We start from the raw sequence: 23,624 nt of genomic DNA, 5'->3' as shown, positions 1-23,624 counted from the left end.
GAAGCCCCGGCAGCGCCCACAGCACAAGCCACTGGCGATGCCGCCGCAGCCGGCCAAGCCTTTCTGGCTGCCAACAAAAACAAAGACGGCGTGCAAACCACCGCTTCCGGCCTGCAATATAAAATCAAGCAGCCCGGCAGCGGCAAAAGCCCCACCGCCACCGATATCGTAAGCGTGGAATACGAAGGCCGCCTGCTTGACGGTACCGTGTTCGACAGCACCGCCAAACACGGCGGCCAGCCGGTGAGCTTCCCGCTGAATCAAGTGATTGCCGGCTGGACCGAAGGCTTGCAATTGATGAAAGAAGGCGGCGAATACACCTTCTTTATCCCCGCCAATCTGGCCTACGGCGAGCGCGAAATCCCCGGTGCCATCCCCGCCAACAGCACTTTGGTATTTGATGTCAAACTGGTCAAAGTAGGCGAATAAGCCCTGCTTAGCAGAAAAGGCTGCCTGAAAATGTTTTCAGGCAGCCTTTTTTAATGTATTTAGCGTTGATTTTAATGTGTTTTTCCAAGTTAATTAACTGTTGTTTGCTTTCAACCGGTGCGCATAGTACACCCTAACATCGCTGTGATTTGCAGCTTGAAGCAGCCTTTGCCATCACCCACCACACACACCATCAAGCCCTACGGTTGCGCCACCACATCAGCCACAGCCACAGCAGCACGGCGCTGAAAAACAGGGCGCTCCAAATGGGCAGGGGCACGCCGAAAACCCGCTCCACCACGCCGCAATTGCCGGTGCCGCGAATCACCGGCTCATACCAGTCGAACAGCGGCGCTTCCCGCAGGCGGAAGGTCCATGGTGCGCCGCACGAGGGCTGCTCCATTTCTGGCAAGCTTTGCAGCCAGATTTGGTAGAGTGCCACGCCCAAACCGCCCAATGGTGCCACGCTGGCCAGCAACGCAGCAGCGGTGCGTCCCCATTGCTTGGCCAGCGGCCACAGCAGGCACAATAAAGCCACCAAGCCGGTGGCCATCACCGCCACACGCTGGATAATGCACAAGGGGCACGGGTTTAAACCCTGCACATATTGTGCATAAAATGAGCCCACGCTGGTGGCCGCCGCCAACAGCACCACCAGCCCTAATGCTTTGCGATAATTCACGTTTGCATCCTTTATCGAAAACCCAACCCTAAAACAGAGAAATATTGCTGCGATAGAATGCGCCTTGGCGCATCAAGCCTGAATCAGCCCTTAAAATTGATGTGCCAAGGTGCAACATCTGTAACCACCATACAGTATAAACCCGGCCACATCGCCGCCACAGCAGCGGATAAGAAACGCTGTGTTTCCCATCAGGCAAAGCCGGCTTTACTGCCCGGCCACCGTCATCCGCTCAATCAACACCGAGCCCACTTTATGCGCGCTGCGTTTCAAGGCATCGTCGGCGGCACCCACCATGCCCATAAACATATCTTGCAGGCGCGATGCGATGGTGATTTCTTCCACCGGATAGGCAATCACGCCGTTTTCCACCCAAAAACCGGCCGCGCCGCGCGAATAGTCGCCGGTGATGGTGTTCACGCCCTGCCCCATCAGCTCGGTCACCAATAGCCCGCTGCCCATTTGCCGCAGCAAATCCGCTTGGGTGGCGCAGGTGGCATCCAAGTGCAGATTGTGTGCGCCGCCGGCATTGGCGGTGGTGTGCATGCCCAGCTTGCGGGCGCTGTAGCTGCTTAAAAAATAGCCCTCCACCACGCCCGCGCCCACCACCGTGCGCGCCGCCGTGGCCACGCCTTCGGCGTCAAACCACGCACTGCCCAGCGCTTTGGGAATATGCGGGCGCTCGTGCAGGTTTACCCACGATGCCAATACCTGGGTGCCTAAGCTATCAACCAAAAAACTGGTTTGCCGATACAGCGCGCCGCCGCTGAGTGCCCCCACCAAATGGCCAATCAGGCTGCCTGAAACGGTGGCATCAAACAGCACCGGATACACGCCGGTGGGCACGCTTTGCGCATTCAGGCGGCGTACAGTGCGCTTGGCGGCGGTTTGGCCGATGGCTTCGGCGCTGTCCAAATCGGCGGCGCTGCGAGCCAAGTCATACCAATAATCGCGCTGCATGCCATTCTTATCGGCGGCCACCACGCTGCACGAAATGCTGTGGCGGCTGCCTTGCTGGTGCGCCAAAAAGCCGTGGCTGTTGCCATACACATATTGGTAATGGCCGGTTTGTACGCTGGCGCCTTCGGAATTTTGAATACGTGTGTCGGCAGCCTGAGCCGCGGCTTCACATTGGCGCGCCAAATCCACCGCTTCGGCCACCGGCAGCGCCCACGGATGATACGCATCGGCATCACCCAAATCGGTGGCCATCAGCGCCGCATCGGCCAGCCCGGCATACGCGTCTTGCGCGGTGTAGCGGGCGATATTGGCCGCTGCGGTTACCGTGTCTTGCAAGGCCTGCGGCGAAAAGTCGGCGGTGCTGGCCCGTCCTTTGGCTTGGCCCACATACACAGTGATGTCCAGCGATTTGTCTTGCTGGTATTCGATTTGCTCGATTTCTTGCAGCCGCACCTGCACCGACTGGCCGTTGGATTCGCTCACATCGGCCTCCGCCGCAGTGGCACCTTGCTGCTTGGCCAAATCCAACACTTGGGCGCACAAATTTTGCAATTCTTCGGCACGATGGTGAAACATGGGCGGTTGTCCTGTGGCGTGATGCGGTTTAAACGCGCTATTTTAGCACGCCTGCGCAGTGCTTTCAGGCAGCGTGAGATAGTTTGGTTTGCTTCAGGCAGCCTTTCAGGCAGCCTAGGATGGATTGATTTTCTTCAGGCCACCTTTCACGCTGCCTGAGATGGATTGATTTTTTCACGCAGCCCGAAAGGCTGCCTGAAATGCCCCGCTGAAATAAAAGCCGAATTTTGCTAAAATACCCACTTATCGATTACCAAACCTGCACACGCATGAATACCACCCCCGAAAACGACGACGCTTGGGTTAGCAAAACCCAAAAGAAAAAACAAATGGACGCCCTGCAAGATTTGGGTGCCGAACTCACCCGCCTGTCTGCCGACACACTGAAAAAAATCGGCCTGCCCGAAGATTTGCTGCAAGCCGTGCTGGCGCACAAAAAAATCACCTCCAACAGCGCCCTGAAGCGGCAAGTGCAATACATCGGCCGCCTGATGCGCGAAACCGACCCCGCACCCATCGAAGCCTATCTGGCCAAAATCAAGGGCGACAACACCGCCCACAATGCCTATATGCAACGGCTGGAAATGCTGCGTGAGCGTTTGATTGAACACGACGACGTGCTCACCGAATTGGTGGCCAAATACCCCGCTATCAATGTGGGCAGTCTGCGCACCCTTATCCGCAACGCACGCAAGGAAAAAGAGCAGGCCAAGCCGCCCAAAGCCTACCGCGCCCTGTTCCAACAATTGCGTGCCGAAATCGGCGAAAACGATGCCATCTGAGCAACAACGCCAACAGCGCCTAGCGGCCCTGCCCACTTATCGCAGCCCGGTTTGGCTCAAAGGCGGCCACGCGCAAACCATCTGGGCCAAAACCCGCCTGCCGCCTGCGCCGCCCTACCGCCGCCAAGTGCTCACCGACAGCACCGGCCAAACGGCCATTCCGTACGACTGGATCGACACCGATTGCGCCGATGCCCCGCTGCTGGTGCTGTTTCACGGCCTTGAAGGCAGCAGCCACAGCCACTACGCCCGCGCCCTGATGCAGGCCGTGGCCGAGCGCGGCTGGCAAGGCTGCGTGGCGCATTTTCGCGGCTGCGGCGGCATTGCCAACACCGCGCCGATTGCCTATCACTCCGGCGACAGCGCCGAAATCGGCCATTATCTGGCCACCTTGCGCCGCCTGCATCCACAGCGCCCGCTCTACGCCGCCGGGGTTTCCTTGGGCGGCAATGCACTGGCCAAATACCTAGGCGAAACCGGCGATGCCGCCCTGTGTGATGCCGCTGCCGTGATTAGCGCACCGGTAGACTTACCCGCCGCCAGCGTGGCTTTAGAGCGCGGCTTGTCGCGCCGCCTGTATGCACCTTATTTTTTGCACACCCTGCTGCCCAAAGTGCGTGCCGAAGCGGCGCAATATCCGCCGTTTGATTTAAATGCGGTGTTAAAAAGCCGCAGCTTGGGCGACTTTGACAACGCCTTTACCGCACCCGTACACGGCTTTGCCGATAAAAACGACTACTACCGCCGCGCCGCCGCCAAACCCTTGCTGCGCCACATCCGCAAACCCACCTTGCTGCTCAACGCCCAAAACGACCCCTTTATGCCCGCCGCCGCCTTGCCACGCATTAGCGATGTTTCTGAGCAGGTTTATTTGCACCAGCCGCCACAAGGCGGCCATGTCGGCTTTGTAAGCGGCAGCGGGCGCGGCCATTTACGCTGGCTGCCTGAAACCCTGTTGGCGTTTTTTGAATTTGAAACCGATCCATCCTAATAATGGATTAAATTTGAATCAAGACAAGGCGGCGAGCCGTAGGCAGTACACACGTACGGCAAGGCGAGCCAACGCAGTCTTGGTTCAAATTTAATTCACTATAAAACGAGTCTATCCTGATTATGAGCGATATCTTGAAGCGCATTCTGGCCACCAAAGCCGACGAAGTGGCCGCCGCCAAAGCCGCCCTGCCGCTGGCCGAATTGCGCGCACAAGCGCAAGACCAGCCGCCGCCGCGCAACTTTATCGGCGCCATTCACGCCAAACATGCCGCTGGACAGCCTGCGGTGATTGCCGAAGTCAAAAAAGCCAGCCCGTCCAAAGGGCTGATTCGCGCCGATTTCCACCCTGCTGCCATTGCCCGCGCCTACGAACAAGGCGGTGCCGCCTGTTTATCAGTGCTCACCGATGAAGTGTATTTCCAAGGCAGCGCCGCCTATCTGCAACAAGCGCGCGCCGCTGTGTCTTTGCCGGTGTTGCGCAAAGATTTTATGATCGACCCGTATCAGGTCTATCAAGCCCGCGCTTGGGGCGCCGATGCCATTTTGCTGATTGCCGCTGCGCTCAATAATCAGCAAATGCTTGAAATGGAAAGCATTGCCCACACCTTGGGCATGTCGGTGTTGCTGGAGTTGCATCACCCCGACGAATTAGCGCAATGCCAAGGCATGCAAACCCCGCTGTGGGGCGTAAACAACCGCAATCTGCGCACCTTTGCTGTGAGCTTGCAGCAAACCCTCGATTTATTGCCCCACCTGAGTGGCAAAACCGTGGTCACCGAAAGCGGCATTGCCCAGCGCGAAGACATCGCCTTCATGCAAGCGCATCAAGTGAACACCTTTTTGATTGGCGAGAGCCTGATGCGTGCCGATGATATCGCCGCTGCCTTGCAGCAATTGATGGGCTAAACCGCGCCATTGGCGCCATACACAATGCAAAAAATGTTTTCAGGCAGCCTTTATTTAATTTAAGGCTGCCTGAACCATTACCCAGATAATGAAGGAAACACCATGGCTGTGGTCATCAAAACCGCCGAAGAAATTGAAAAAATGCGCATTGCCGGACGCCTGGCTGCCGAAACCCTCGACTACATCGGCCAATTCGTGCGCCCCGGCGTAACCACCAACGAGCTGGATCAGCGCATACACGACTACCACATCAACGTGCAAGGCGGCATTCCGGCCACACTGGGCTATGGCAATCCGCCCTACCCCAAATCCTGCTGCACCTCGATTAACCACGTGATTTGCCACGGCATTCCCGACGACAAACCCTTAAAAAACGGCGACATCCTCAATATCGATGTTACCGTGATTAAAGACGGCTTTCATGGTGATTCCAGCCGCATGTTCACCGTGGGCGAGGTCAGCCCGCAAGCACAGCGCCTGATTGATGTAACCCACCAAGCGATGATGGCCGGCATTGCCGCGGTAAAACCCGGCGCCACCCTTGGCGATGTCGGCCATGCCTGCCAGCAAGTGGCCGAAAGCGCCGGTTATTCGGTGGTACAGGAATTTTGTGGCCACGGCATTGGCCGCCGCTTTCACGAAGAGCCGCAAGTTCTTCACTACGGACGCAAAAACAGCGGCCTCAAGCTGGAACCCGGCATGATTTTTACAATCGAACCGATGATTAACCAAGGCAAACGCCATTTGCGCGTTCTGGCCGACGGCTGGACGGTGGTCACCAAAGACCGCTCATTGTCAGCACAATGGGAGCATGAGGTACTGGTAACCGATAGCGGCCACGAAATCCTCACCGTCAGCCCGGCCACGCAACAACCTTAAACAGAAACAGTAATGCATCTGCTTTAACCCAAGCCCAATAAATATTTTCCATAGCATTAAAAGTATGCAGAATTATATTCACATATAATCAAATACCATGAATTGGGAATGAAGAATAAACTGATACAAGGTACGGAGCCGCAAACAATACCGCCAGTGCGGCAAGGCACAGCAATGCGATAGCACTTTGTTATGCATTTCACCATATTATGAATTATGACAAAGAAATAGCACCACTATGCTTAGCTCAGAAAGAATGCTACACAAGCAAAAATAGACAAATTGTCCGCATTGGCTTATATCCAACATTAACTGCCATAAATTTATTTTATTTAAATCATTTAAATTCTTGTGTTTAGTCAAAACTGAATGTAAAAGGGCTTGTTTTAAAAGTACACTTCATTAGACAATTATCACTTTGTAGGTATAAGATTATTCAACGTAATAATCTTATCCTAAAGAATTGTTTACTGGCAAACGGCTGACGTCATAAGCCACCCAAACAGCATGTAACAAAATACCAATGGTTAACCATTAAAATATCATAACAAACTTAAACACTTGAAAACACTACCCGCTTTGCCGGCAGCTTTTTCTTGATTGTTTAATACAGAAAATACAAATCAATCTCACTCTAGGTGGAATAAACCCATGAATGCATTTAAACCGATTAACAATGTCCGCGATATCCGCAAAAAGCTCGGGCTGAACCAGATTGAATTCTGGAGCCAAGTTGGTGTAACCCAATCGGGCGGCTCCCGTTATGAAGCTGGCCGCAACATGCCCAAACCCGTACGTGAACTGGTGCGCTTGGTGCATGTAGAACAAGTGGATTTAAGCAAGTTATCCAAAACCGACTTGCTGATTTCGGAACGGCTCAAAGCCCAATACCCTGATATTTACAACGAACTCAAAACTTTGATTGTTCAAGAAGTTTAACATCCTATTGCCTCTTCTCCGATACTGCTTACGTTTGAAACTACTTCATCCGTAAGCAGTATTGTCATATTGCGTTGACACGCGTAAAAGTCCAAAACAAACTCGGTTATGCCCACGGTGCTGTTACAATGGCCGCGTTTGTCTTGCACAGGAGTTTTGTTATGTCTGCTCTTTCCGGCAGCTTGTTGCCGTTTTTTGCTGTGGTGCGTGTGTATGGCGAAGATCGCGCCGCTTTTCTGCACAACCAGTTCTCCAACGACATCGCTAATCTGCCCGCCGGCCATGCCTGCTACGCCACCTACAACACCCCAAAAGGGCGCGTTATCGCCAATATGCTGGTGCTCAACCGTGGTGAAGATTTACTGCTGCTATTGGCACACGATTTGGCCGAAGCAGTGGTCAAACGTTTGCGTATGTATGTACTGCGCAGCAAAGTAAATTTCGAGATAATGGCCGATATGGCGGTGGCAGGCGAGCCGCCAATGCAGGAACGCGATCCGGCACTACCCGAACAGCCCGCTTTGCTGCTGCCCGCCAGCGAACAACTGCAAGCATGGCAAATCCCCCTACCACACGGCGGCAAGCTGTGGGTAGGTTTGCGTGCCGATTTACCGCCTTATCATGAAAAAACCGCCTTGCTGTGGCAAAGCCATGAGCTGCAAAGCGGCTACCCGTGGATTGCGGCGGCCAGCAGCGAAAGCTGCGTGGCGCAAATGCTCAACCAACACCTGATTGGCGGCGTGCACTTTAAAAAAGGCTGCTATCCCGGGCAAGAAATCATCGCCCGCGCCCAATACCGCGGCCAAGTAAAGCGCGGCTTGGTGCTGTTGGGCTCTTCTGCCTGCCTTAACAACGGCGACAAACTGTTTAACGACAACGATGAAGAAGTGGGCATTGTGATCAACCAAGCACCGCAAACCAATGGCTGCCTGGCTTTGGCGGTAATTAAATTCAGCGCCGCCGACACCCCGCTGCATACCGAACAAAATCAGGCATTGGTGTTAAAATACGCCTTTTTTAACGCAGGAAATGCCGCATGAAAAAATGGTTTTTTGCCAAACCCGGCCGTTTGCGCCATGCGCTGAACTGGTGGCCGCCGTTTTTGTTTAGCGGCATCAAAATTACCGAAATTTCAGCCGATTACCGTTATTGCAAAGTGATTTTGAAAGACTGGCCCGGCACCAAAAATGCCAACGGCACCCAGTTTGGCGGCAGCCTGTTTGCCATGACCGATCCGATTTACTCCTTAATGCTGATGGGGCTGCTGGGCAAGCGCTATTTTGTGTGGGATAAATCCGCCCACATCGATTTTCAAAAACCGGGCACCGGCCAAGTAGAGGTAGAATGCCGCATCGACGATGCTTTTTTGGCCGCTATCCGCGAACACACCGCCGGCGGTGAAAAATACCTGCCGCAAGTGGTGGATGAAATCAAAGACGCCAAAGGCAATGTGGTGGCTACCGTGAGCCGCACCCTGTATGTGCGCTTGAAACCGGCCTTTCGCCCAGATGTTGCCGCTACCGATAGTTAAGCCGATGATGTGTTGATGATAAAGCCGTTTGCACAATGCAAACGGCTTTGTTCATTTCAGGCTGCCTGAAAGGCGGCGTGAAGAAAAATCAATCCATTTCAGGCTGCCTGAAAGGCGGCGTGAAGAAAATCAATTAATCCCAGGCTGCCTGAAAATACGACTCAAGCCAGCTTGTCTAAAACCGCTCCAATTCAGGAAACGGCATTTGCCCGCCTTTAATGTGCATACGCCCGTATTCGGCACAACGGTTGCGGGTGGGGATGTTTTTATCGGCGTTTAACAAATTGCTGGGATCGAAAGCATGTTTCACGCCCCAGAAGGCGTCGCGCTCGGCCTCGGAAAACTGCACGCACATGGCGTTGATTTTTTCCATGCCCACGCCGTGTTCGCCAGTGATGGTGCCGCCCAGGCGCACGCATTCTTCCAGAATATCGGTGCCAAAGGCTTCGGCCTGCGGCCATTGCCCGTCGATACTGCTGTCGAACAAAATCAGTGGATGCATATTGCCGTCGCCCGCATGGAACACATTGATGCACTGCAAGCCGTAGTGTTGCTCTTTGGCGGCGATAAACGCCAACATGCTGCTGATGTGGCGGCGCGGAATGGTGCCGTCCATGCAGTAATAATCCGGTGCCAATTGTGCAGCGGCGGGAAAAGCGTTTTTGCGTCCGGCCCACATCGCCAGCCGCTCGATTTCGTTGCGCGACACCTGAATGCGGATGGCGCCGCACTCATTCAACACCGCGCTCATGCGGCCGATTTCTTCGGCCACTTCTTCGGGCGTGCCGTCCGATTCGCACAGCAAAATGGCTTCGGCGCGCAGGTCGTAGCCCACTTTCAAATAGCTGTCGACCGCACGGGTGCAGGGGCCGTCCATCATTTCCAGCCCAGCCGGAATAATCCCCGCCGCCACCACCGCCGCCACGGCATCGCCCGCTTTGCCCATGTCGTCGAAGCTGGCCATAATCACCTGCGCCAATTGCGGCTTGGGCACAAGCTTCACCACCACTTCGGTAACCACCGCAAACATGCCTTCGCTGCCGATAAACACGGTGAGTAAGTCCAGCCCCGGCGCATCCGGTGCGTGCGAACCCAGCTCAATCACTTCGCCATCAATGGTAACGGCGCGCACTTGCAGCACATTATTCACCGTGAGCCCGTATTTCAGGCAATGCACGCCACCGGCGTTTTCGTTGACATTGCCGCCGATGCTGCAAGCAATTTGGCTGGAAGGGTCCGGCGCGTAATACAGGCCAAACGGCGCCGCGGCTTCGGAAATGGCCAGATTGCGCACCCCGGGCTGCACCACGGCGGTGCGGGCGACGGCATCCACCGCCAAAATGCGTTTGAATTTACTCATCACCAACAATACGCCGCCGGCCATCGGCAAAGCGCTACCCGCCAAGCCGGTGCCGGCACCGCGCGGCACCACCGGCACGCCCAAACGCAAGCAGGTGCGCAACACTTGCTGCACCTGCAATTCGGTTTCCGGCAACACCACCACCAGCGGCATTTGCCGGAAAGCAGCCAAGGCATCGCACTCAAACGGCGTCATCTCGGCCGGGCTGATTAACACTTCCATGCCTGCCCATTCTTGTTGCAATTGCTGCTGCAAATGGGCGCGCTGGCCGGCGTCGGGGCTGAAATCCGCGGCTGGGTTCATAAACTTCCTAATTAGCAAAGGGATTGGCGGCGTAAAATGGGGTTTCAGGCAGCCTTAATCTGATGCGGCCAAAAACCGCGCCATTAAGGCATAGGCTTGTTCGCATTCGGCCGGACACAGGTCTTCCAGATTCAAAAACGCATGAATCAGGCGCTCAAAGCAATGGTATTGCACTGGTGCGCCGCCCGCCTGCAATTTTTCGGCATAGGCAGCGCCTTCGTCACGCAAGGGATCGAAACCGGCGGTGATAATCAGCGTGGGCGGGTGTTGTGCGCCGGTGTCGCCATAGAGGCTGGATACCGCGCAATAGTCTTCGCCATGCTGGAAATAATGGGCGAAATACCAACGCATGCGCTCGGCGGTGAGCAAATAATCTTCGCCAAAGTCCTGTATCGATGGCTGGCGCATACAGAAGTCGACACTGGGGTAAATCAGAATTTGCGCCGCCACCGCCAAACCGGCATCGCTTTGTGCCTGCTGCGACACCGCTGAGGCCAAGGCACCGCCGGCAGAATCGCCGCCAATCACAATGCGCTCGCGAAAACGCAATTGGTTTTGGCGCAATACCGCCAGCACGCCGCGCACACAAGTGAGTGCGTCTTGCTGCCCGGCCGGATAAGGGTTTTCCGGTGCCAGCCGGTATTCCGGTGCCACCACAATATGGCCGGTGTGTGCGGCCAAACGGCGGTTGATGCCGTCGTACACGGTAACGCTGCCGCACATGCCGCCGCCGCCGTGAAAATACACCAGCACCGGCAAATCCTGCTCCGGATTGGGATGATAGATGCGCACCGGCACCGCATAGCCGCTGCCGGCGGGGTAAATCACATCGTCTTGCACCCGCGCAATATCCACTGTGTGGGTAAGGAATTTTTCCGTTAGCCGCGCCAAGCCTTCGCGCGCATTGATGGCATTGGGCTTAAAACCTTGCGCTTGCAAGGCCGGGGTGATTTGCTGGTTGAGTACATCCAGAAACGCCTGAATCGGCGGCAAAACAGTGTTCATGCGGCACGGCTTTCTGTTTGGCGGGCGTGAAAATCATCTTACCTGCTTTCAGGCAGCCTGAAAAGCCACCCCCACTCTGTTAAAATGGCCGCTGTTTCTCCATCCACCCATGCCCGCCATGAAAGCCATTCCGGTTAATTCCCCTTATATTGCCAACGCGCCCATTTTGGTGAGCGCTACCTTGGCCGCGCTAGGTGTCTGGTATTTCAATGCCGTAGACGAAAGCCCAGCGCTGTTTTTGGGCATTATTGCCGGCGGGCTGGTGGATTTGGACAACCGCCTCACCGGCCGCCTGCGCAATGTGTTTTTTACCTTGCTGCATTTTTCGGCCGCTTCTTTACTGGTGCAGCTCACCGTGCAGCAGCCGTGGCTGTTTGCAGCCCTGATGACCACCGCTGCCTTCACCGTTACCATGGCCGGAGCATTGGATGTGCGCTACCGCACCATTGCCTTTGGCACCTTGCTGGTAATGATGTATACCGTGCTCACCTATCTGCCGCACATTCCTTGGTATATTAATCCGCTGATGATTGTGTGCGGCACCATGCTCTACAGCCTGTGCACGCTGGTGCTGCATTTGCTGCTGCCGCATCGGCCGGTGCAGGAAAACATGGCACAGGCTTGGCGCAAGCTGGGCGAATTGATGATGGTGAAAGCACAGTTTTTCGACCCCGACGAAGCCGATTATCTGGCCAGCAAAGAAGTGACGCTGGCGATGAAAAACACGGCTGTCATCAATGCGTTTAACCAATGCCGCAGCGCCTTGTTTTACCGCCTGCGCAGCCAGCACCGCCATCCGCGCACCATGCGTATGCTGCAATATTATCTGGCCGCACAAAACCTGCACGAGCGCATCACCTCGCGCCATGTGGAATACCGCGATTTCGCCCACCGGCTGGAACACAGCGACCTGATTTACCGCATCCAGCGGCTGATTGTGCTGCAAGCGCAAGCCTGTGCCAATATGGCCGAATCCTTGCACAACAACCGCGATTTCGCCTGCGACGACACCTTGAAACGCGCCGGCGCCGGTTTGCGCAACGCCTTGGCGCTGCATCTGCAACAACACCCGCACAGCCCCAACCACCACGCCTTAAGCCAGCTGGTCGACAATATCTTGGCCATCAGCAGCCAATTACAGCGGCTGGAAAACGTGAAGCTCAGCGACATGGAAAACGGCGACGCCACCCGCATTGCCGGGCAGGATTTGGAGCGCCCGGGCGAAATGTGGCGCGCCCTCATCAGCCATTGCACCCTCGAATCGGCGGTATTCCGCCACGCCGTGCGCATGGCGCTGATTAGCGCCGCCAGCTGCTTATTGGTGGCCGGGCTGGATTTGCATTTCGGCTACTGGATTTTGCTCACTGCCTTGATTGTGTGCCAGCCCAACTACTCAGCCACCACCACCCGCTTAAAGCAGCGCATCCTCGGCACCGTATTGGGCGTGCTGGTGGGCGCACTGCTGCCGTATTTTGCGCTGTCGCTGCCCAGCCAATTGGCGGTGATGGTAATCAGCGGCACCTTGTTTTTCGCCTTCCGCACCCGCCGCTACAGCTTTTCCACCTTTTTTATCACCGTACAGGCGCTGGCCGGGTTTAGCCTGATTGGGCTGGATGCCCATACTGCCCTTTATTCACGCATCCTCGACACCGTGATTGGCGCCGGTTTGGCGTGGGTAGCGGTGTCTTACCTGTGGCCAGACTGGCACTACCTCACCCTAGGCAAAACCGGCGTGCGCGCCTTGCAAGGCGATGCCGGTTATTTGCAGCAAATTCTGGCGCAGCTGCAACAAGGCCATACCGATGATGTGAACTACCGCGTGGCACGGCGGCTGGCACACGAACGCGCCGCAGCGCTGAGCAACACCGTATCGGATATGTCGATTGAGCCGCAAAAATACGGCACCAAACTGCAAGACGGCTTTACCCTACTGCAACTGAACTACGCCCTCATCAGCAGCATCTCCGCCTTGGGCGCCATGCGCAGCCATATGGCCGCCCACCGCAGCGAACTGGCCAACAGCGACTTCTGGCCGCTCTTTCTTGCCGCCGGTGCGCAGCTGGTGGCCTTAATGCAGCACACCGACACCCGAGAGCCAGAAGCGTTTCAGGCAGCCTTGCAACAAACCCGCACTGCTCTAGCCGCCCTGCAAAGCCACGAGCACAGCCAGCAGCCCGGCCAGCATTTATTGTGGCAGCAGCTGCAACACATCAGCGACAAACTGCCGCTCTATTTCGACACCTTGCGCCACAGCCTCGATCAATATGATGAAGCGGATATTGCACCGGCAAATGGCAGCGGCAGCGTGGCGGCTTAGAGCCGCCACAAAAAAGGCGGGGCAATTACCCGCCTTTGATTTTGGTTTTTTGATTTTTTGATTGAAAATACGCACCCGCTTGCCAAGGCTGCCTGAAATATAAAACCTACTGACACCTAACACCCGCCCGCTGACACCTGAACCACAAACATTTACAAAACGGCAATTATAGGCATAATAAGACGCTTTCAATAAACGGCTGCCGCCACGAGCAAACCCATGACCGACTTTATCCACCTACCCGCCGCCCGCCTGCGCCCCGGCACCGTTGCCCTGCCCGGCTCCAAAAGCATCAGCAACCGCACTTTGCTGCTGGCCGCACTGGCCGACAACGATTGCGAGATTGTGTCGCTGCTGCATTCCGACGATATTTTGCATATGCGCAATGCACTGGAAAAACTGGGCGTGCACAGCCGCGAAAATGCTTCAGGCAGCCTATCGGTTCAGGGCTGCCACGGGCGCTTTCTCCAGCGTGAAGCCGATTTGTTTTTGGGCAATGCCGGCACTGCCTTTCGCCCGCTCACCGCCACCTTGGCCGTTTTGGGCGGCAACTACCAGCTGCACGGCGTACCGCGCATGCACGAGCGTCCGATTGGCGATTTAGTAGATGCCTTGCGCCAATTGGGCGCACACATCGATTACCGCGGCAATCCCGGCTATCCGCCGCTGCACATCGGCGAGCGCAGCAACAACGGCCAAAGCACCGTGCGCGTGCGCGGCGACGTGTCCAGCCAGTTTCTCACCGCCTTGCTGATGGCGCTGCCGCTCACCGGCCAAGCCCACACCATTGAAGTGGTGGGCGAATTGATTTCCAAGCCCTATATCGACATCACCTTGAATTTAATGGCGCGTTTCGGCGTGCAGGTAGACAATCAAGATTACGCCGTATTCAGGCTGCCTGAAAACAGCGTTTACCATGCTCCGGCGGTGGTGCATGTGGAGGGCGATGCCTCCAGCGCGTCTTATTTTCTGGCCGCCGGCTTGCTCAGCGGCAGCCCGGTGCGGGTGAGCGGCATCGGCCGCCACAGCATTCAGGGCGATGTGGCGTTTGCGCGCGAGCTGGAAAAAATCGGCGCCAGCGTATTGTGGGGCGACGACTTTATCGAAGTGTCGCGTGCCGAAGGCCAAGCGGTGCTGCCGTTTGATTTGGATGCCAACCACATCCCCGATGCCGCCATGACCTTGGCCGTGGTCGCCCTGGCCAGCGGCGGCCCCTGCCGCTTGCGCAATATTGCCAGCTGGCGCGTAAAAGAAACCGACCGCATCGCCGCCATGGCCACCGAATTGCGCAAACTGGGCGCGGAAGTCACGGAAACGCCCGACAGCATCCGCATCGTGCCACCCGCCCAGCTCAACCAATCCGTGCGCATCGACACCTACGACGACCACCGCATCGCCATGTGTTTTTCGCTGGTGAGCCTGCTGAACACCGCCGTCATCATCAACGATCCCCAATGTGTGAACAAAACCTTTCCCACCTATTTTGAAGTGCTGGCCGGTTTGCAAGAATAAACCCCGCTGCTTTCAGGCAGCCTTTATGGCAGGGTGTGCCATAAAGGCTGCCTGAAAAAAATCAATCCATCCCAGGCTGCCTGAAAGCCCATCAACAAGGTTGCGCATCATGCCCCGACTTCTTTACCGCATCATTAGCGCCTGCTGCCTCTGTCTTCCCCTGCCCAGCTTGGCGGCGGAAAGTCTGGATGAGTCGGCGCTGATGGTGGTTACCAGTGCCGACGGCCATGCCAATGTGCGCACCCGCCCCAGCACCACCGCACCCGTTAGCGCCCGCCTGCCCACCGCCACCGTGCTGTTTCGCAACGATGCCGAATTCAACACCACCGCACACGACACCTGGTATCCGGTGGTGTTTGCGCAAGACGCATGGTGCCGCGGCTGTGACGACACCTGGACCAACACCGATTCCGGCCACGCCCGGCGCGGCTGGATACACCGCTCGCAACTGACCGAGCTGGCCAAGCTGCCCGCCGCACCGAATAGCTTTGCCATCCACTACCAAACCCGCCCCTTCAACCGCCAGCAAGCAGGCTTAACCTGGAGCAGCGACCGCAGCCATGTGCAACAGCGCCAGCACCAGCCCGTATTCGGCGGCGATTGCGGCATGCCCACAGCCGACATCACCGCCGCCCATGCCCAGCTCAACGGCCAACGCTTCCCCCTGCCCACCGCCTTGCTCGACAGCCTTCACGGCGCCGGCAGCCGCTTCGATTACCGCCGCCACCAACAGCATTACTTCGCCGCCCAACAACACGGCGACGGCGCCTGCACCCACTATCTGGTGTGGGTATTCAATCAAAACGGCCTGCAACAGCGCTTTATCGGCCATATTTACTAGTTGACGTTACGCACTTGCGAGTCAAAGGCTGCCTGAAATGCAAAACGCAGCCATGCACGCCATACATCATTTATACCGTTTGGCCGCCACAAAAAGCATTACCCGCACATTGCGGGTAATGTTGGACGAATTGGCGGTATTGATTAAGGCATGGCAAGCCGATTGAAACGCTGGTTGTCAAGTATAGCCGTCTGCAGGCGGCTGATGCTGATTGCCGATTTTATCTGCCGCGTCAGCAAAGTTTCAACTCACAGTCACCCAAAACAGCTAAAAAGCACAGCAGCCCTCCACGTCACAGCGGCCAATGCAAATCCGGATTTTGGCCGATGACGGCTTTAAACTGATCTTGAATGCGTTGCAGAGCGGCGGGGTTGTCGGCTTCAAAGCGCAGCACCAGCACCGGGGTGGTGTTGGAGGCGCGCATCAGGCCGAAGCCATCGGCAAATTCCACCCGCAGGCCATCGAGCGTAATCAGCCGTTCGGCGCCGTCGAAGCGGGCGTGGGCGGCCAAGTGGTCGATGATTTGGTGGCCGCTGTGGCCGTGCGGCACGTCGATGTTCAGCTCGGGCGTGGAAACGCCGTTGGGCAAGGCATTGAGCACGGCAGAAGGATTGAGGCTGCCGGAAAGGATTTCCAACAGCCGCGCGCCGGCATACATGCCATCGTCAAAGCCAAACCAGCGCTCTTTAAAAAACACATGCCCACTCATTTCACCGGCCAATAAGGCGCCGTGCTCTTTAATAGCGGCTTTGATAAAGCTGTGGCCGGTTTTGCCCATAATCGCTTCGCCGCCATGCTGCTCAATCCACGGGGTGAGCAGGCGGGTGGATTTAACATCGAAAATCACTTTGGCGCCGGAGTTGCGGCTGAGCACGTCTTGGGCAAACAGCATCAATTGGCGGTCGGGGAAAATAATTTGTCCGTCTTGGGTAACCACGCCGAGGCGGTCGCCATCACCGTCAAAGGCAAGGCCGATTTCGGCTTGGCCGCTGGCCAGCTCGGCCATCAGGTCGCGCAGATTTTCCGGCTTGGCCGGGTCGGGATGGTGGTTGGGGAAATGGCCGTCTACGTCGCAAAAAAGCTCGGTCACTTCACAGCCCAGCGCGCGATAGAGTTTGCCCGCAAAGGCACCGGCCACGCCGTTGCCCGCATCGATGGCGATGCGCATGGGGCGCTGCAATCGGATATGGTTGGCAATGTGGCTGATGTATTCGTCGGCAATAGCCATCTGCAACAGGCTGCCTGAAGCGGCGGGCTGTTCAACAAAATCCTGCTGTTCGATGCGGCGGCGCAGCTGTTGGATGTCATCGCCCGCCAGCGTGGTGCCGCCGAGCATCATTTTAAAGCCGTTGTAATCGGGCGGGTTGTGGCTACCGGTAATCATCACGCCGCTGCCGCCGCTGTGCTGCACAGCAGCAAAATACAGCATCGGCGTGGCCACCATGCCCACATCGAGTACATCCAAGCCGCTGTCGGTGATGCCCGCCATCAGCTGCGCGGCCAGTGCCGGGCCAGACAAACGGCCATCCCGCCCCACGGCAATTTGGCTTAGATTTTGGCTGGCGGCTTGGGCGGCAATGGCGCGGCCGATTTGGTAGGCGGCTTCATCGGTGAGCGTGCGGCCAACAATACCGCGAATATCATAGGCTTTGAAAATATCGGCGTGGATGGTGGGGGTCATATTATCAATGTGCTCCGTAGTTTGTTGTTTACAGAATAAATAATGGCGGCTGTTTTCAGGCAGCCTTATAGTGAAATAAAGAATAAAGTGGTACAAGGCAGCGAGCCGCAGACAGTACAGCTAGTACGGCAAGGTGAGCTTAACGCCGTAGCACTTTTTTATTTATTTCACTATATATGCCATCGGGGCCGCTATCGGCATATTGCGGCAATGTATCATCAAGATGCAGCCAAGCAAGGCGGCTTTGGATCCAGATATGGTATTGCGGCGGCAGCTGTGCCGGCTCATCCAGCGAGGCCATGGTGAAATCGAGCCAATCCGGCTCGCGGCTGTGGCGAAACACCAATTGCGTGCCACAATGCGGGCAAAATTCACGCTGTGCGGTTGCACTGCTGTGAAACACGGCGGGGCTACCTGAAGTATAAGCAAAAGCGCTGGTCGCCACCGTAGCCCACGCCAACACCGGCGCACCGCTGCTTTTTTGACACAGGCGGCAATGGCAATAGCCTGCATCCAACACCGCAGCGCTGACGTGATAGCGGATATAGCCGCACAAACAGCCGCCGTTCATTTCAGGCAGCCTCCGGCAGCGGGCTGGCCGCCAACACCTCTTGCACATAACGGCCGCATTCGGCCAATGCCGCCGCAGCGGGCGGGTGGATGGCGGCCACAATTTGGCCGGCATGCCATAAGTCGCGGTATACCTGATAAGTTAAATTCACCCCGGCGGCACGCAAACGCTCGGCCAAGCGCTCCAGTTGCGGCAACAGGATTTCATCATCGTCCGCTTGCAGCAACACCGGCGGCAGACAAGCTAAATCGGCCAAATCGGCGTTGATGGGAGCAAAGTCGCTGCTGTTGCCATTGCTATCGCCACGGTAGGCTCGGGCGCTGGCCATACCCCAATAAGGGTTGAGAATGGGGTCGAAACGCCACGGCAGCTCGGTATCCACCGGATCGCTCCATGGCGACATCAGCACCAAGGCCGCCGGGCGGATGTTGTGCCGGTGCAGGCGCAAGGCGGTGACCAAGGCCAGATTGCCGCCGGCGGAATCGCCCGCCAGAATCAGCTTGTCCGCGGCAATGCCGGGCTGCTGCAATAAGGCCAAGGTGGCGGCTTCGCAATCGTCGGCGGCGGCGGGATACGGGTGTTCGGGTGCCAGGCGGTAGTCGATGCTGTACACGGGAATGCCGCACACTTTGGCCAGATGGCTGCACAAGGGGCGGTGGCTGGTGAGCGAGCCGGTGGTAAAGCCGCCGCCATGAAAAAACACCACTGCCGCGCCATCGGCCGCCGGGCTGCCAAAACGGCGTGCCGGGCGAGCGCCCAATTGCAGATTGTGTTCAGCCACATCCGCCGCCAGCCACGGCATATGACCGAAGCTATTGATTAAAGCACGCTGCATCAATAAAGGGGTAAACGGGTTAAACAGCATGTGGCTAGTCATTCCGATATGGTATTTGCGCCATTGGCGCCAAATTTCAGGCAGCATGGTAAAAGGTCTTTGTGCTTAGGGTTGAGTGGGTTGCGGCAGGCCGAAATGGCTATAGCAAAGGGCGGCGGCCATGCGCCCGCGCGGGGTGCGCTGCAAAAAGCCTTGTTGAATTAAATACGGCTCAATCACGTCTTCAATGGTGTCGGTGGATTCGCCAATGGCGGCGGCAATATTGTCTAGCCCCACCGGGCCGCCGCCGAATTTGTGCAGCAGCGCTTCCAGAAATTTGCGGTCCATCATGTCCAAGCCTTGATGGTCGACATCCAACATGCGCAAAGCGGCGTCGGCAATGTCGGCATCAATGCTGCCCTGATGTTTCACCTCGGCATAATCGCGCACGCGCCGCAGCAGGCGGTTAGCAATGCGCGGGGTGCCGCGGCTGCGTTTGGCCACTTCGGCCGCACCGGCGGCGGCCATATTGAGCTGCAGTAATTGTGCCGAACGGGTTACGATAGTGGTGAGGTCGGCATGGTTGTAAAACTCCAGCCGCGCCACAATGCCGAAGCGGTCGCGCAGTGGATTGGTGAGCATCCCGGCACGAGTGGTGGCGCCCACCAAGGTAAACGGCGGCAAGTCAATCTTCACCGAACGCGCCGCCGGCCCTTCGCCAATCATAATATCCAATTGGTAATCCTCCAGCGCCGGATAGAGGATTTCTTCCACCACCGGGCTTAAACGGTGGATTTCATCAATAAACAGCACATCGTGCGGCTCCAAATTGGTGAGCAGCGCCGCCAAATCCCCCGCCCGTTCCAACACCGGCCCGGAAGTTTGGCGCAGATTCACCCCCAGCTCGCGGGCAATAATATGTGCCAGCGTGGTTTTGCCTAAGCCGGGCGGCCCAAACAGCAAGGTATGGTCCAGCGCCTCGCCGCGCTGGCGGGCTGCCTGAATAAAAATCGCCAACTGCTCCTTGGCCTTGTGCTGGCCGATATAATCGGCCAAGGCCTTGGGGCGCAAAGCGCGCTCCAGCAGCTCTTCCTGTGAAGAAACCGCCTGGGCGCTGATGATGCGCGGCGCGGCGGCGGCAAGATTGTCGGTGTGTAGCATGGGGGAAATCCAGATTCAGGCGGCGTTAATCATACTGTATTGGCGACAAATCGGCACGGGTTTTGCGCGTATCTGTTTTTGTGGTGGTGTTTTGCCTCATTTCGGATGAGGAATATAAAAGCCATCCATTCAACGGCAATAACGCAAAAACCTGCTTAACAACAGTTAAGCAGGTTTTTAAATTGGCACGCCCACGGGGAATCGAACCCCGGTTACCGCCGTGAAAGGGCGATGTCCTAACCGCTAGACGATGGGCGCGGATACTTGATTTTAAGGTGGCGCACCCGGAGCGATTCGAACGCCCGACCCTCTGGTTCGTAGCCAGATACTCTATCCAACTGAGCTACGGGTGCGTCGTGATTTCAAATCCGCCCTAAGGCGCTGAAAATCAAGAGAGGCGAATAATATAGAAAGCCGCTGCCGCTGTCTAGCTTTGATTGCCGTTTTTTTCTCCAAATCATTATTTGGCTGATTTTAATTGAGATATTTTCAGGCAGCCGCGCAACCATACGCATGGGCATGATTGGTTGATAGCACATCCGTGCGCTTATGGCGTGCTGCCTAAGCGTAGCGGCGCAATCGGATTACAACATGCCGATGCCAGACACTTCGCGCGCCAGCCGTGCGGCGCTGTTGTCGGTCATGCCGCCGACAAAGTCCAGTATTTTCATATAGGCCAGATATAGGCTGTCGCCCTGCTCCAGCGGCTCGTCTTGCAATAGCTCCAGTGCCAGCGATTGACGGGTGCTCAATTCGCCGGTGGTCACAAAAGCGTGTGCCGCCGGTATCAGCAAGCCCAGAATCGAGCCTAAGCAGGGGAAAGCGGCGATTTCGGTCATCAGCTTGCTTTGGTGGCGGAAGATGCGGGTGCGCGCCAACTCTTTGGCTTTTTCCAGCGTGTTTTGCACTTGCGGGCTGGCAAAGGCGAGCAGGTCTTTGCCCTGAAAATCACCGGCCAGCAGCTCTTCATGGTGGGTCATAAAGGTTTGCGCCACATCATCCACGGCGCGGCCGATGGCGATGCCGCGCAGCATGGCACAGCGTTGGCGGCTGGATTGCGCCTGCCAAGTGCTTTCGATAAAGGTGAGCTCCGACAGCACGCTTTCCACTTCTAGGTCTTGCAACAGGCCAATCTCCACCGCGTCTTCCAAATCCAGCAAGGCGTAGCAGATGTCGTCGGCGGCTTCCATTAAATACGATAAAGGGTGGCGCGCCCAATGGTGTTGCCCTTTTTCAGGCAGCCCCAGCTCTTGCGCCACGCGCTCGATAAACGGCAGCTCGGTTTGGTAAATATTGAATTTGTGCCGCCCGCGCTCGTCCATGGTGGTCCACGGGTATTTGAGCAAGGTGCCGATGGTGGCGGCGGTGAGGCGCATCCCGCCGCGATTGCGGTACATTTCCAAGCTGGCGGCCAGGCGCAAGCTGTGGGCGTTACCTTCGTAGGTTTGGATGTCATTGCGCTCGGCGCTGCTCAAGCCGTGCAGGTAATGGGCGTGTGCCGGATTGCGAAACCAGTCGCGCAGGGCTTCTTCGCCGGTGTGGCCGAACGGCGGATTGCCGAAGTCGTGCGCCAAACAGGCTACCTGAACCACCGAGCCAATGTCGGACGGGCGGTTGCCTGCCGGTAAAAAGCCGCCGGCTGCCATCATCACGCCCACGCGGTTGCCCAAGCTGCGCCCCACGCTGGCCACTTCCACGCTGTGGGTGAGGCGGTTGTGGGTGTGGTCGTGCTCGGCAAAGGGGTGCACTTGGGTTTTGCGCCCCAAACGACGGAAGGCACCGGAAAATACCACGCGGTCGTAGTCGATATGAAAATCGGTGCGCAGCGCTTCGGCGCCCTCTTGCGACGACGGTGTGCTGGTGGGCACGATGTCGCCCTGCTGGTTTTTGAAGCGCTGGGTGCTGAGCAGCTGCGGCCAATTCATCATGGGCGGGTGGTCTCTTTAAATAATGGTGATTTGTTGGGATGGTTTCAGGCAGCCTTAAAAACGGTTTTTCCATTCGCGCAAGGCGGCAAAGACGGCGGCGCTGTCGGTGCTTTGGTCGGCAGGCAAACCGGCGGCCACGGCGGCAGCCTGTACGCCGGCTTTATCGGTGCGCAAAAACGGGTTGATGCGCCGCTCGTGCGCCAGCGTTACCGGCAAGGTGGGCGTGTTCGCCGCCGCGGTCAAAGCTGCCTGAACATCGGCATTGGCCGGCTCCACCGCGGCGGCAAAGCGAAGATTGGCGGCGGTGTATTCGTGCGCCGGGTAAAACAAGGTGTTTTCAGGCAGCGTATTCAGGCGTTGCAGGCTGTGGTGTAATTGCGCGGCGGTGCCGGTAAACACGCGCCCGCAACCGGCGCTAAATAAGGTGTCGCCACAAAACACCCGCGTTGGTTGTGCGCCTTGCCCATGCAGCACATAGGCCAAATGGGTATCGGTATGGCCGGGCACGGCCCACACGTCGGCCTCGGCGTTAAACGCCGGCACGCGGCTGCCTTCGGCGACTGCCACATCGGCCAGCCCCAAGGTTTGATGGCCGTATACCGTGGCTTGCGGCCACAGCCGTTTGAGCTCGGCCACGCCGCCGATATGGTCGTTGTGGTGATGGGTGAGCCAGATGGCTGCCAGTTGCAAGCGCTGCGCTTCCAGATATTGGCGCACCGGCGTGGCGTCGCCCGGATCCACGCACACCACTTCGCTGCCTTGCTGCAACAGCCAGATATAGTTGTCGTGAAAAGCGGGGATGGCGATGATGTTCATGGCGCTTCCTTTCAGGCAGCCTTTAGCTGTTTAGCCTTTTAGCTGTTTAATAGCCAGTATTGCAAGGCAATCAAGGTTTTGGCATCTTCAATCTGATTATCGCGCAAAGCGGCCTGCACTTGGGCGCGGCTGAGCAATACGGTTTCCACAAATTCGTCTTCGTCTGCCGCCAGCGTGCTGCCCGGCTGTACATTTTCGGCCAGATACAGATACATTTTTTCATTGCAAAAGCCGGGGGCGGTGTAAAACGTGTGCAGCAGCCGCACTGTGTCCGCCACATAAGGCGTTTCTTCGGCCAGCTCGCGCAAAGCACAGGCCGCCGGGTCTTCGCCCGCCATGTCCAGCTTGCCCGCCGGCACTTCCAATACGGGCTTGCCCAAGGGATAGCGCCACTGGCGCACCAACACCACTTGCTGCTCGGCGGTGAGCGCCAACACACAGGCTGCGCCGGGATGGCGCACCACGATGCGGCTGGCTTCTTTGCCATTGGGCAGGCGTACGGTGTCGCGGTGGATATCGAGGAATGTACCTTCGAAAATGGGCTCGCTGCTGATTTGGGTTTCGGTGAGGTTCATTCTGCTTCCAATCATACGGTTAATTATTTTGCCATTTTTTTCAGGCAGCTCCGGCTTCATAAT

Annotated in this window: 22 protein-coding genes, 2 tRNA genes and 1 pseudogene; 12 read left to right on the top strand and 13 right to left on the bottom strand. The window is 57.0% G+C overall.

Features of this window, described 5'->3' with window-relative positions; all coding sequences use genetic code 11:
• Nucleotides 1-12 precede the first annotated feature (12 nt).
• Nucleotides 13-429 (top strand): annotated as a pseudogene (locus JQU52_RS06865) (FKBP-type peptidyl-prolyl cis-trans isomerase); the annotation flags it as partial.
• A gap of 193 nt (nucleotides 430-622) precedes the next feature.
• Here JQU52_RS06865 and JQU52_RS06860 read toward each other — a convergent pair.
• Together JQU52_RS06860 and pmbA are read right to left on the bottom strand one after the other, a co-directional pair.
• Nucleotides 623-1,111: a disulfide bond formation protein B gene (locus JQU52_RS06860; RefSeq protein ID WP_230340375.1), complete on the bottom strand. Its 489-nt coding sequence runs from the start codon at nucleotides 1,109-1,111 to the stop codon at nucleotides 623-625.
• Between the two features lie 207 nt (nucleotides 1,112-1,318).
• Nucleotides 1,319-2,647 carry a metalloprotease PmbA gene (gene pmbA, locus JQU52_RS06855; RefSeq protein WP_230340374.1) on the bottom strand — a complete coding sequence of 443 codons (1,329 nt, stop codon included), beginning with the start codon at nucleotides 2,645-2,647 and terminating at the stop codon, nucleotides 1,319-1,321.
• A 269-nt stretch (nucleotides 2,648-2,916) separates the two neighbouring features.
• On the opposite strand from pmbA, the gene yjgA reads away from it, so the two are divergent.
• The 7 genes from yjgA (at nucleotide 2,917) to JQU52_RS06820 (ending at nucleotide 8,677) form a co-directional block, all read left to right on the top strand.
• Nucleotides 2,917-3,429 carry a ribosome biogenesis factor YjgA gene (yjgA, locus tag JQU52_RS06850; protein WP_230340373.1) on the top strand — a complete coding sequence of 171 codons (513 nt, stop codon included), beginning with the start codon at nucleotides 2,917-2,919 and terminating at the stop codon, nucleotides 3,427-3,429.
• A complete protein-coding gene (locus tag JQU52_RS06845) occupies nucleotides 3,419-4,420 on the top strand; it encodes a YheT family hydrolase (protein WP_230340372.1) in 1,002 nt (333 codons plus the stop codon). The genes yjgA and JQU52_RS06845 overlap by 11 nt, the downstream gene beginning before the upstream one ends.
• Before the next feature lie 122 nt (nucleotides 4,421-4,542).
• Nucleotides 4,543-5,328: an indole-3-glycerol phosphate synthase TrpC gene (gene trpC / locus JQU52_RS06840; RefSeq protein WP_230340371.1), complete on the top strand. Its 786-nt coding sequence runs from the start codon at nucleotides 4,543-4,545 to the stop codon at nucleotides 5,326-5,328.
• A gap of 102 nt (nucleotides 5,329-5,430) precedes the next feature.
• Nucleotides 5,431-6,207: a type I methionyl aminopeptidase gene (map, locus tag JQU52_RS06835; RefSeq protein ID WP_230340370.1), complete on the top strand. Its 777-nt coding sequence runs from the start codon at nucleotides 5,431-5,433 to the stop codon at nucleotides 6,205-6,207.
• Nucleotides 6,208-6,858: 651 nt separating this feature from the next.
• Nucleotides 6,859-7,146 carry a helix-turn-helix domain-containing protein gene (locus tag JQU52_RS06830; protein ID WP_230340369.1) on the top strand — a complete coding sequence of 96 codons (288 nt, stop codon included), beginning with the start codon at nucleotides 6,859-6,861 and terminating at the stop codon, nucleotides 7,144-7,146.
• Between the two features lie 161 nt (nucleotides 7,147-7,307).
• Nucleotides 7,308-8,186: a CAF17-like 4Fe-4S cluster assembly/insertion protein YgfZ gene (gene ygfZ, locus JQU52_RS06825; RefSeq protein ID WP_230340368.1), complete on the top strand. Its 879-nt coding sequence runs from the start codon at nucleotides 7,308-7,310 to the stop codon at nucleotides 8,184-8,186.
• Nucleotides 8,183-8,677 (top strand): DUF4442 domain-containing protein, encoded by a 495-nt coding sequence (locus JQU52_RS06820; RefSeq protein WP_230340367.1) that lies wholly within the window; start codon nucleotides 8,183-8,185, stop codon nucleotides 8,675-8,677. The genes ygfZ and JQU52_RS06820 overlap by 4 nt, the downstream gene beginning before the upstream one ends.
• Nucleotides 8,678-8,852: 175 nt before the next feature.
• Here the strand turns inward: JQU52_RS06820 and JQU52_RS06815 are convergent, their stop codons facing one another.
• Together JQU52_RS06815 and JQU52_RS06810 are read right to left on the bottom strand one after the other, a co-directional pair.
• Nucleotides 8,853-10,340 carry an FAD-linked oxidase C-terminal domain-containing protein gene (locus JQU52_RS06815; protein ID WP_230340366.1) on the bottom strand — a complete coding sequence of 496 codons (1,488 nt, stop codon included), beginning with the start codon at nucleotides 10,338-10,340 and terminating at the stop codon, nucleotides 8,853-8,855.
• A gap of 54 nt (nucleotides 10,341-10,394) precedes the next feature.
• Nucleotides 10,395-11,345, bottom strand: a complete 951-nt coding sequence (locus JQU52_RS06810; RefSeq protein WP_230340365.1) for an alpha/beta hydrolase — start codon at nucleotides 11,343-11,345, stop codon at nucleotides 10,395-10,397.
• Nucleotides 11,346-11,454: 109 nt separating this feature from the next.
• On the opposite strand from JQU52_RS06810, the gene yccS reads away from it, so the two are divergent.
• The 4 genes from yccS (at nucleotide 11,455) to JQU52_RS14700 (ending at nucleotide 16,181) form a co-directional block, all read left to right on the top strand.
• Entirely contained in the window at nucleotides 11,455-13,662 is a 2,208-nt protein-coding gene (gene yccS / locus JQU52_RS06805; RefSeq protein ID WP_230340364.1) for a YccS family putative transporter, read from the top strand.
• A gap of 219 nt (nucleotides 13,663-13,881) precedes the next feature.
• Nucleotides 13,882-15,174, top strand: a complete 1,293-nt coding sequence (gene aroA, locus JQU52_RS06800; RefSeq protein ID WP_230340363.1) for a 3-phosphoshikimate 1-carboxyvinyltransferase — start codon at nucleotides 13,882-13,884, stop codon at nucleotides 15,172-15,174.
• Nucleotides 15,175-15,283: 109 nt separating this feature from the next.
• Nucleotides 15,284-16,015 carry an SH3 domain-containing protein gene (locus JQU52_RS06795; protein WP_230340362.1) on the top strand — a complete coding sequence of 244 codons (732 nt, stop codon included), beginning with the start codon at nucleotides 15,284-15,286 and terminating at the stop codon, nucleotides 16,013-16,015.
• A 37-nt stretch (nucleotides 16,016-16,052) separates the two neighbouring features.
• Nucleotides 16,053-16,181, top strand: a complete 129-nt coding sequence (locus JQU52_RS14700) for a hypothetical protein (RefSeq protein WP_268866630.1) — start codon at nucleotides 16,053-16,055, stop codon at nucleotides 16,179-16,181.
• A gap of 126 nt (nucleotides 16,182-16,307) precedes the next feature.
• On the opposite strand, the gene JQU52_RS06790 is transcribed toward JQU52_RS14700, so the two are convergent.
• The 9 genes from JQU52_RS06790 to JQU52_RS06750 form a co-directional block, all read right to left on the bottom strand.
• Nucleotides 16,308-17,696 carry a phosphomannomutase/phosphoglucomutase gene (locus JQU52_RS06790; protein ID WP_230340361.1) on the bottom strand — a complete coding sequence of 463 codons (1,389 nt, stop codon included), beginning with the start codon at nucleotides 17,694-17,696 and terminating at the stop codon, nucleotides 16,308-16,310.
• A 139-nt stretch (nucleotides 17,697-17,835) separates the two neighbouring features.
• Nucleotides 17,836-18,267, bottom strand: a complete 432-nt coding sequence (locus tag JQU52_RS06785; protein WP_230340360.1) for a GFA family protein — start codon at nucleotides 18,265-18,267, stop codon at nucleotides 17,836-17,838.
• Nucleotide 18,268: 1 nt separating this feature from the next.
• Nucleotides 18,269-19,189, bottom strand: coding sequence for an alpha/beta hydrolase (locus JQU52_RS06780; RefSeq protein ID WP_230340359.1), 921 nt, complete (start codon nucleotides 19,187-19,189; stop codon nucleotides 18,269-18,271).
• Nucleotides 19,190-19,207: 18 nt separating this feature from the next.
• Nucleotides 19,208-20,242, bottom strand: coding sequence for a Holliday junction branch migration DNA helicase RuvB (gene ruvB / locus JQU52_RS06775; protein ID WP_230340358.1), 1,035 nt, complete (start codon nucleotides 20,240-20,242; stop codon nucleotides 19,208-19,210).
• A gap of 183 nt (nucleotides 20,243-20,425) precedes the next feature.
• Nucleotides 20,426-20,500, bottom strand: a tRNA-Glu gene (locus JQU52_RS06770).
• Nucleotides 20,501-20,518: 18 nt separating this feature from the next.
• Nucleotides 20,519-20,595, bottom strand: a tRNA-Arg gene (locus tag JQU52_RS06765).
• A 231-nt stretch (nucleotides 20,596-20,826) separates the two neighbouring features.
• On the bottom strand, nucleotides 20,827-22,167 hold the full coding sequence (locus tag JQU52_RS06760; RefSeq protein ID WP_230340538.1) for a deoxyguanosinetriphosphate triphosphohydrolase: 1,341 nt from the start codon (nucleotides 22,165-22,167) through the stop codon (nucleotides 20,827-20,829).
• Nucleotides 22,168-22,224: 57 nt separating this feature from the next.
• Complete coding sequence (gene gloB / locus JQU52_RS06755) at nucleotides 22,225-22,986, bottom strand: hydroxyacylglutathione hydrolase (protein ID WP_230340357.1); 762 nt, start codon at nucleotides 22,984-22,986, stop codon at nucleotides 22,225-22,227.
• 38 nt (nucleotides 22,987-23,024) lie between these two features.
• On the bottom strand, nucleotides 23,025-23,561 hold the full coding sequence (locus JQU52_RS06750) for an NUDIX hydrolase (RefSeq protein ID WP_230340356.1): 537 nt from the start codon (nucleotides 23,559-23,561) through the stop codon (nucleotides 23,025-23,027).
• Nucleotides 23,562-23,624 lie beyond the last annotated feature (63 nt).

Origin of the sequence: Paralysiella testudinis (assembly GCF_016894345.1) — a bacterium.
In the GTDB taxonomy this organism is placed as follows: Bacteria; Pseudomonadota; Gammaproteobacteria; order Burkholderiales; family Neisseriaceae; genus Paralysiella; species Paralysiella testudinis.
Note: the sequence above shows the minus strand (reverse complement) of the source record. Positions and strands in the feature narration are given on the sequence as shown.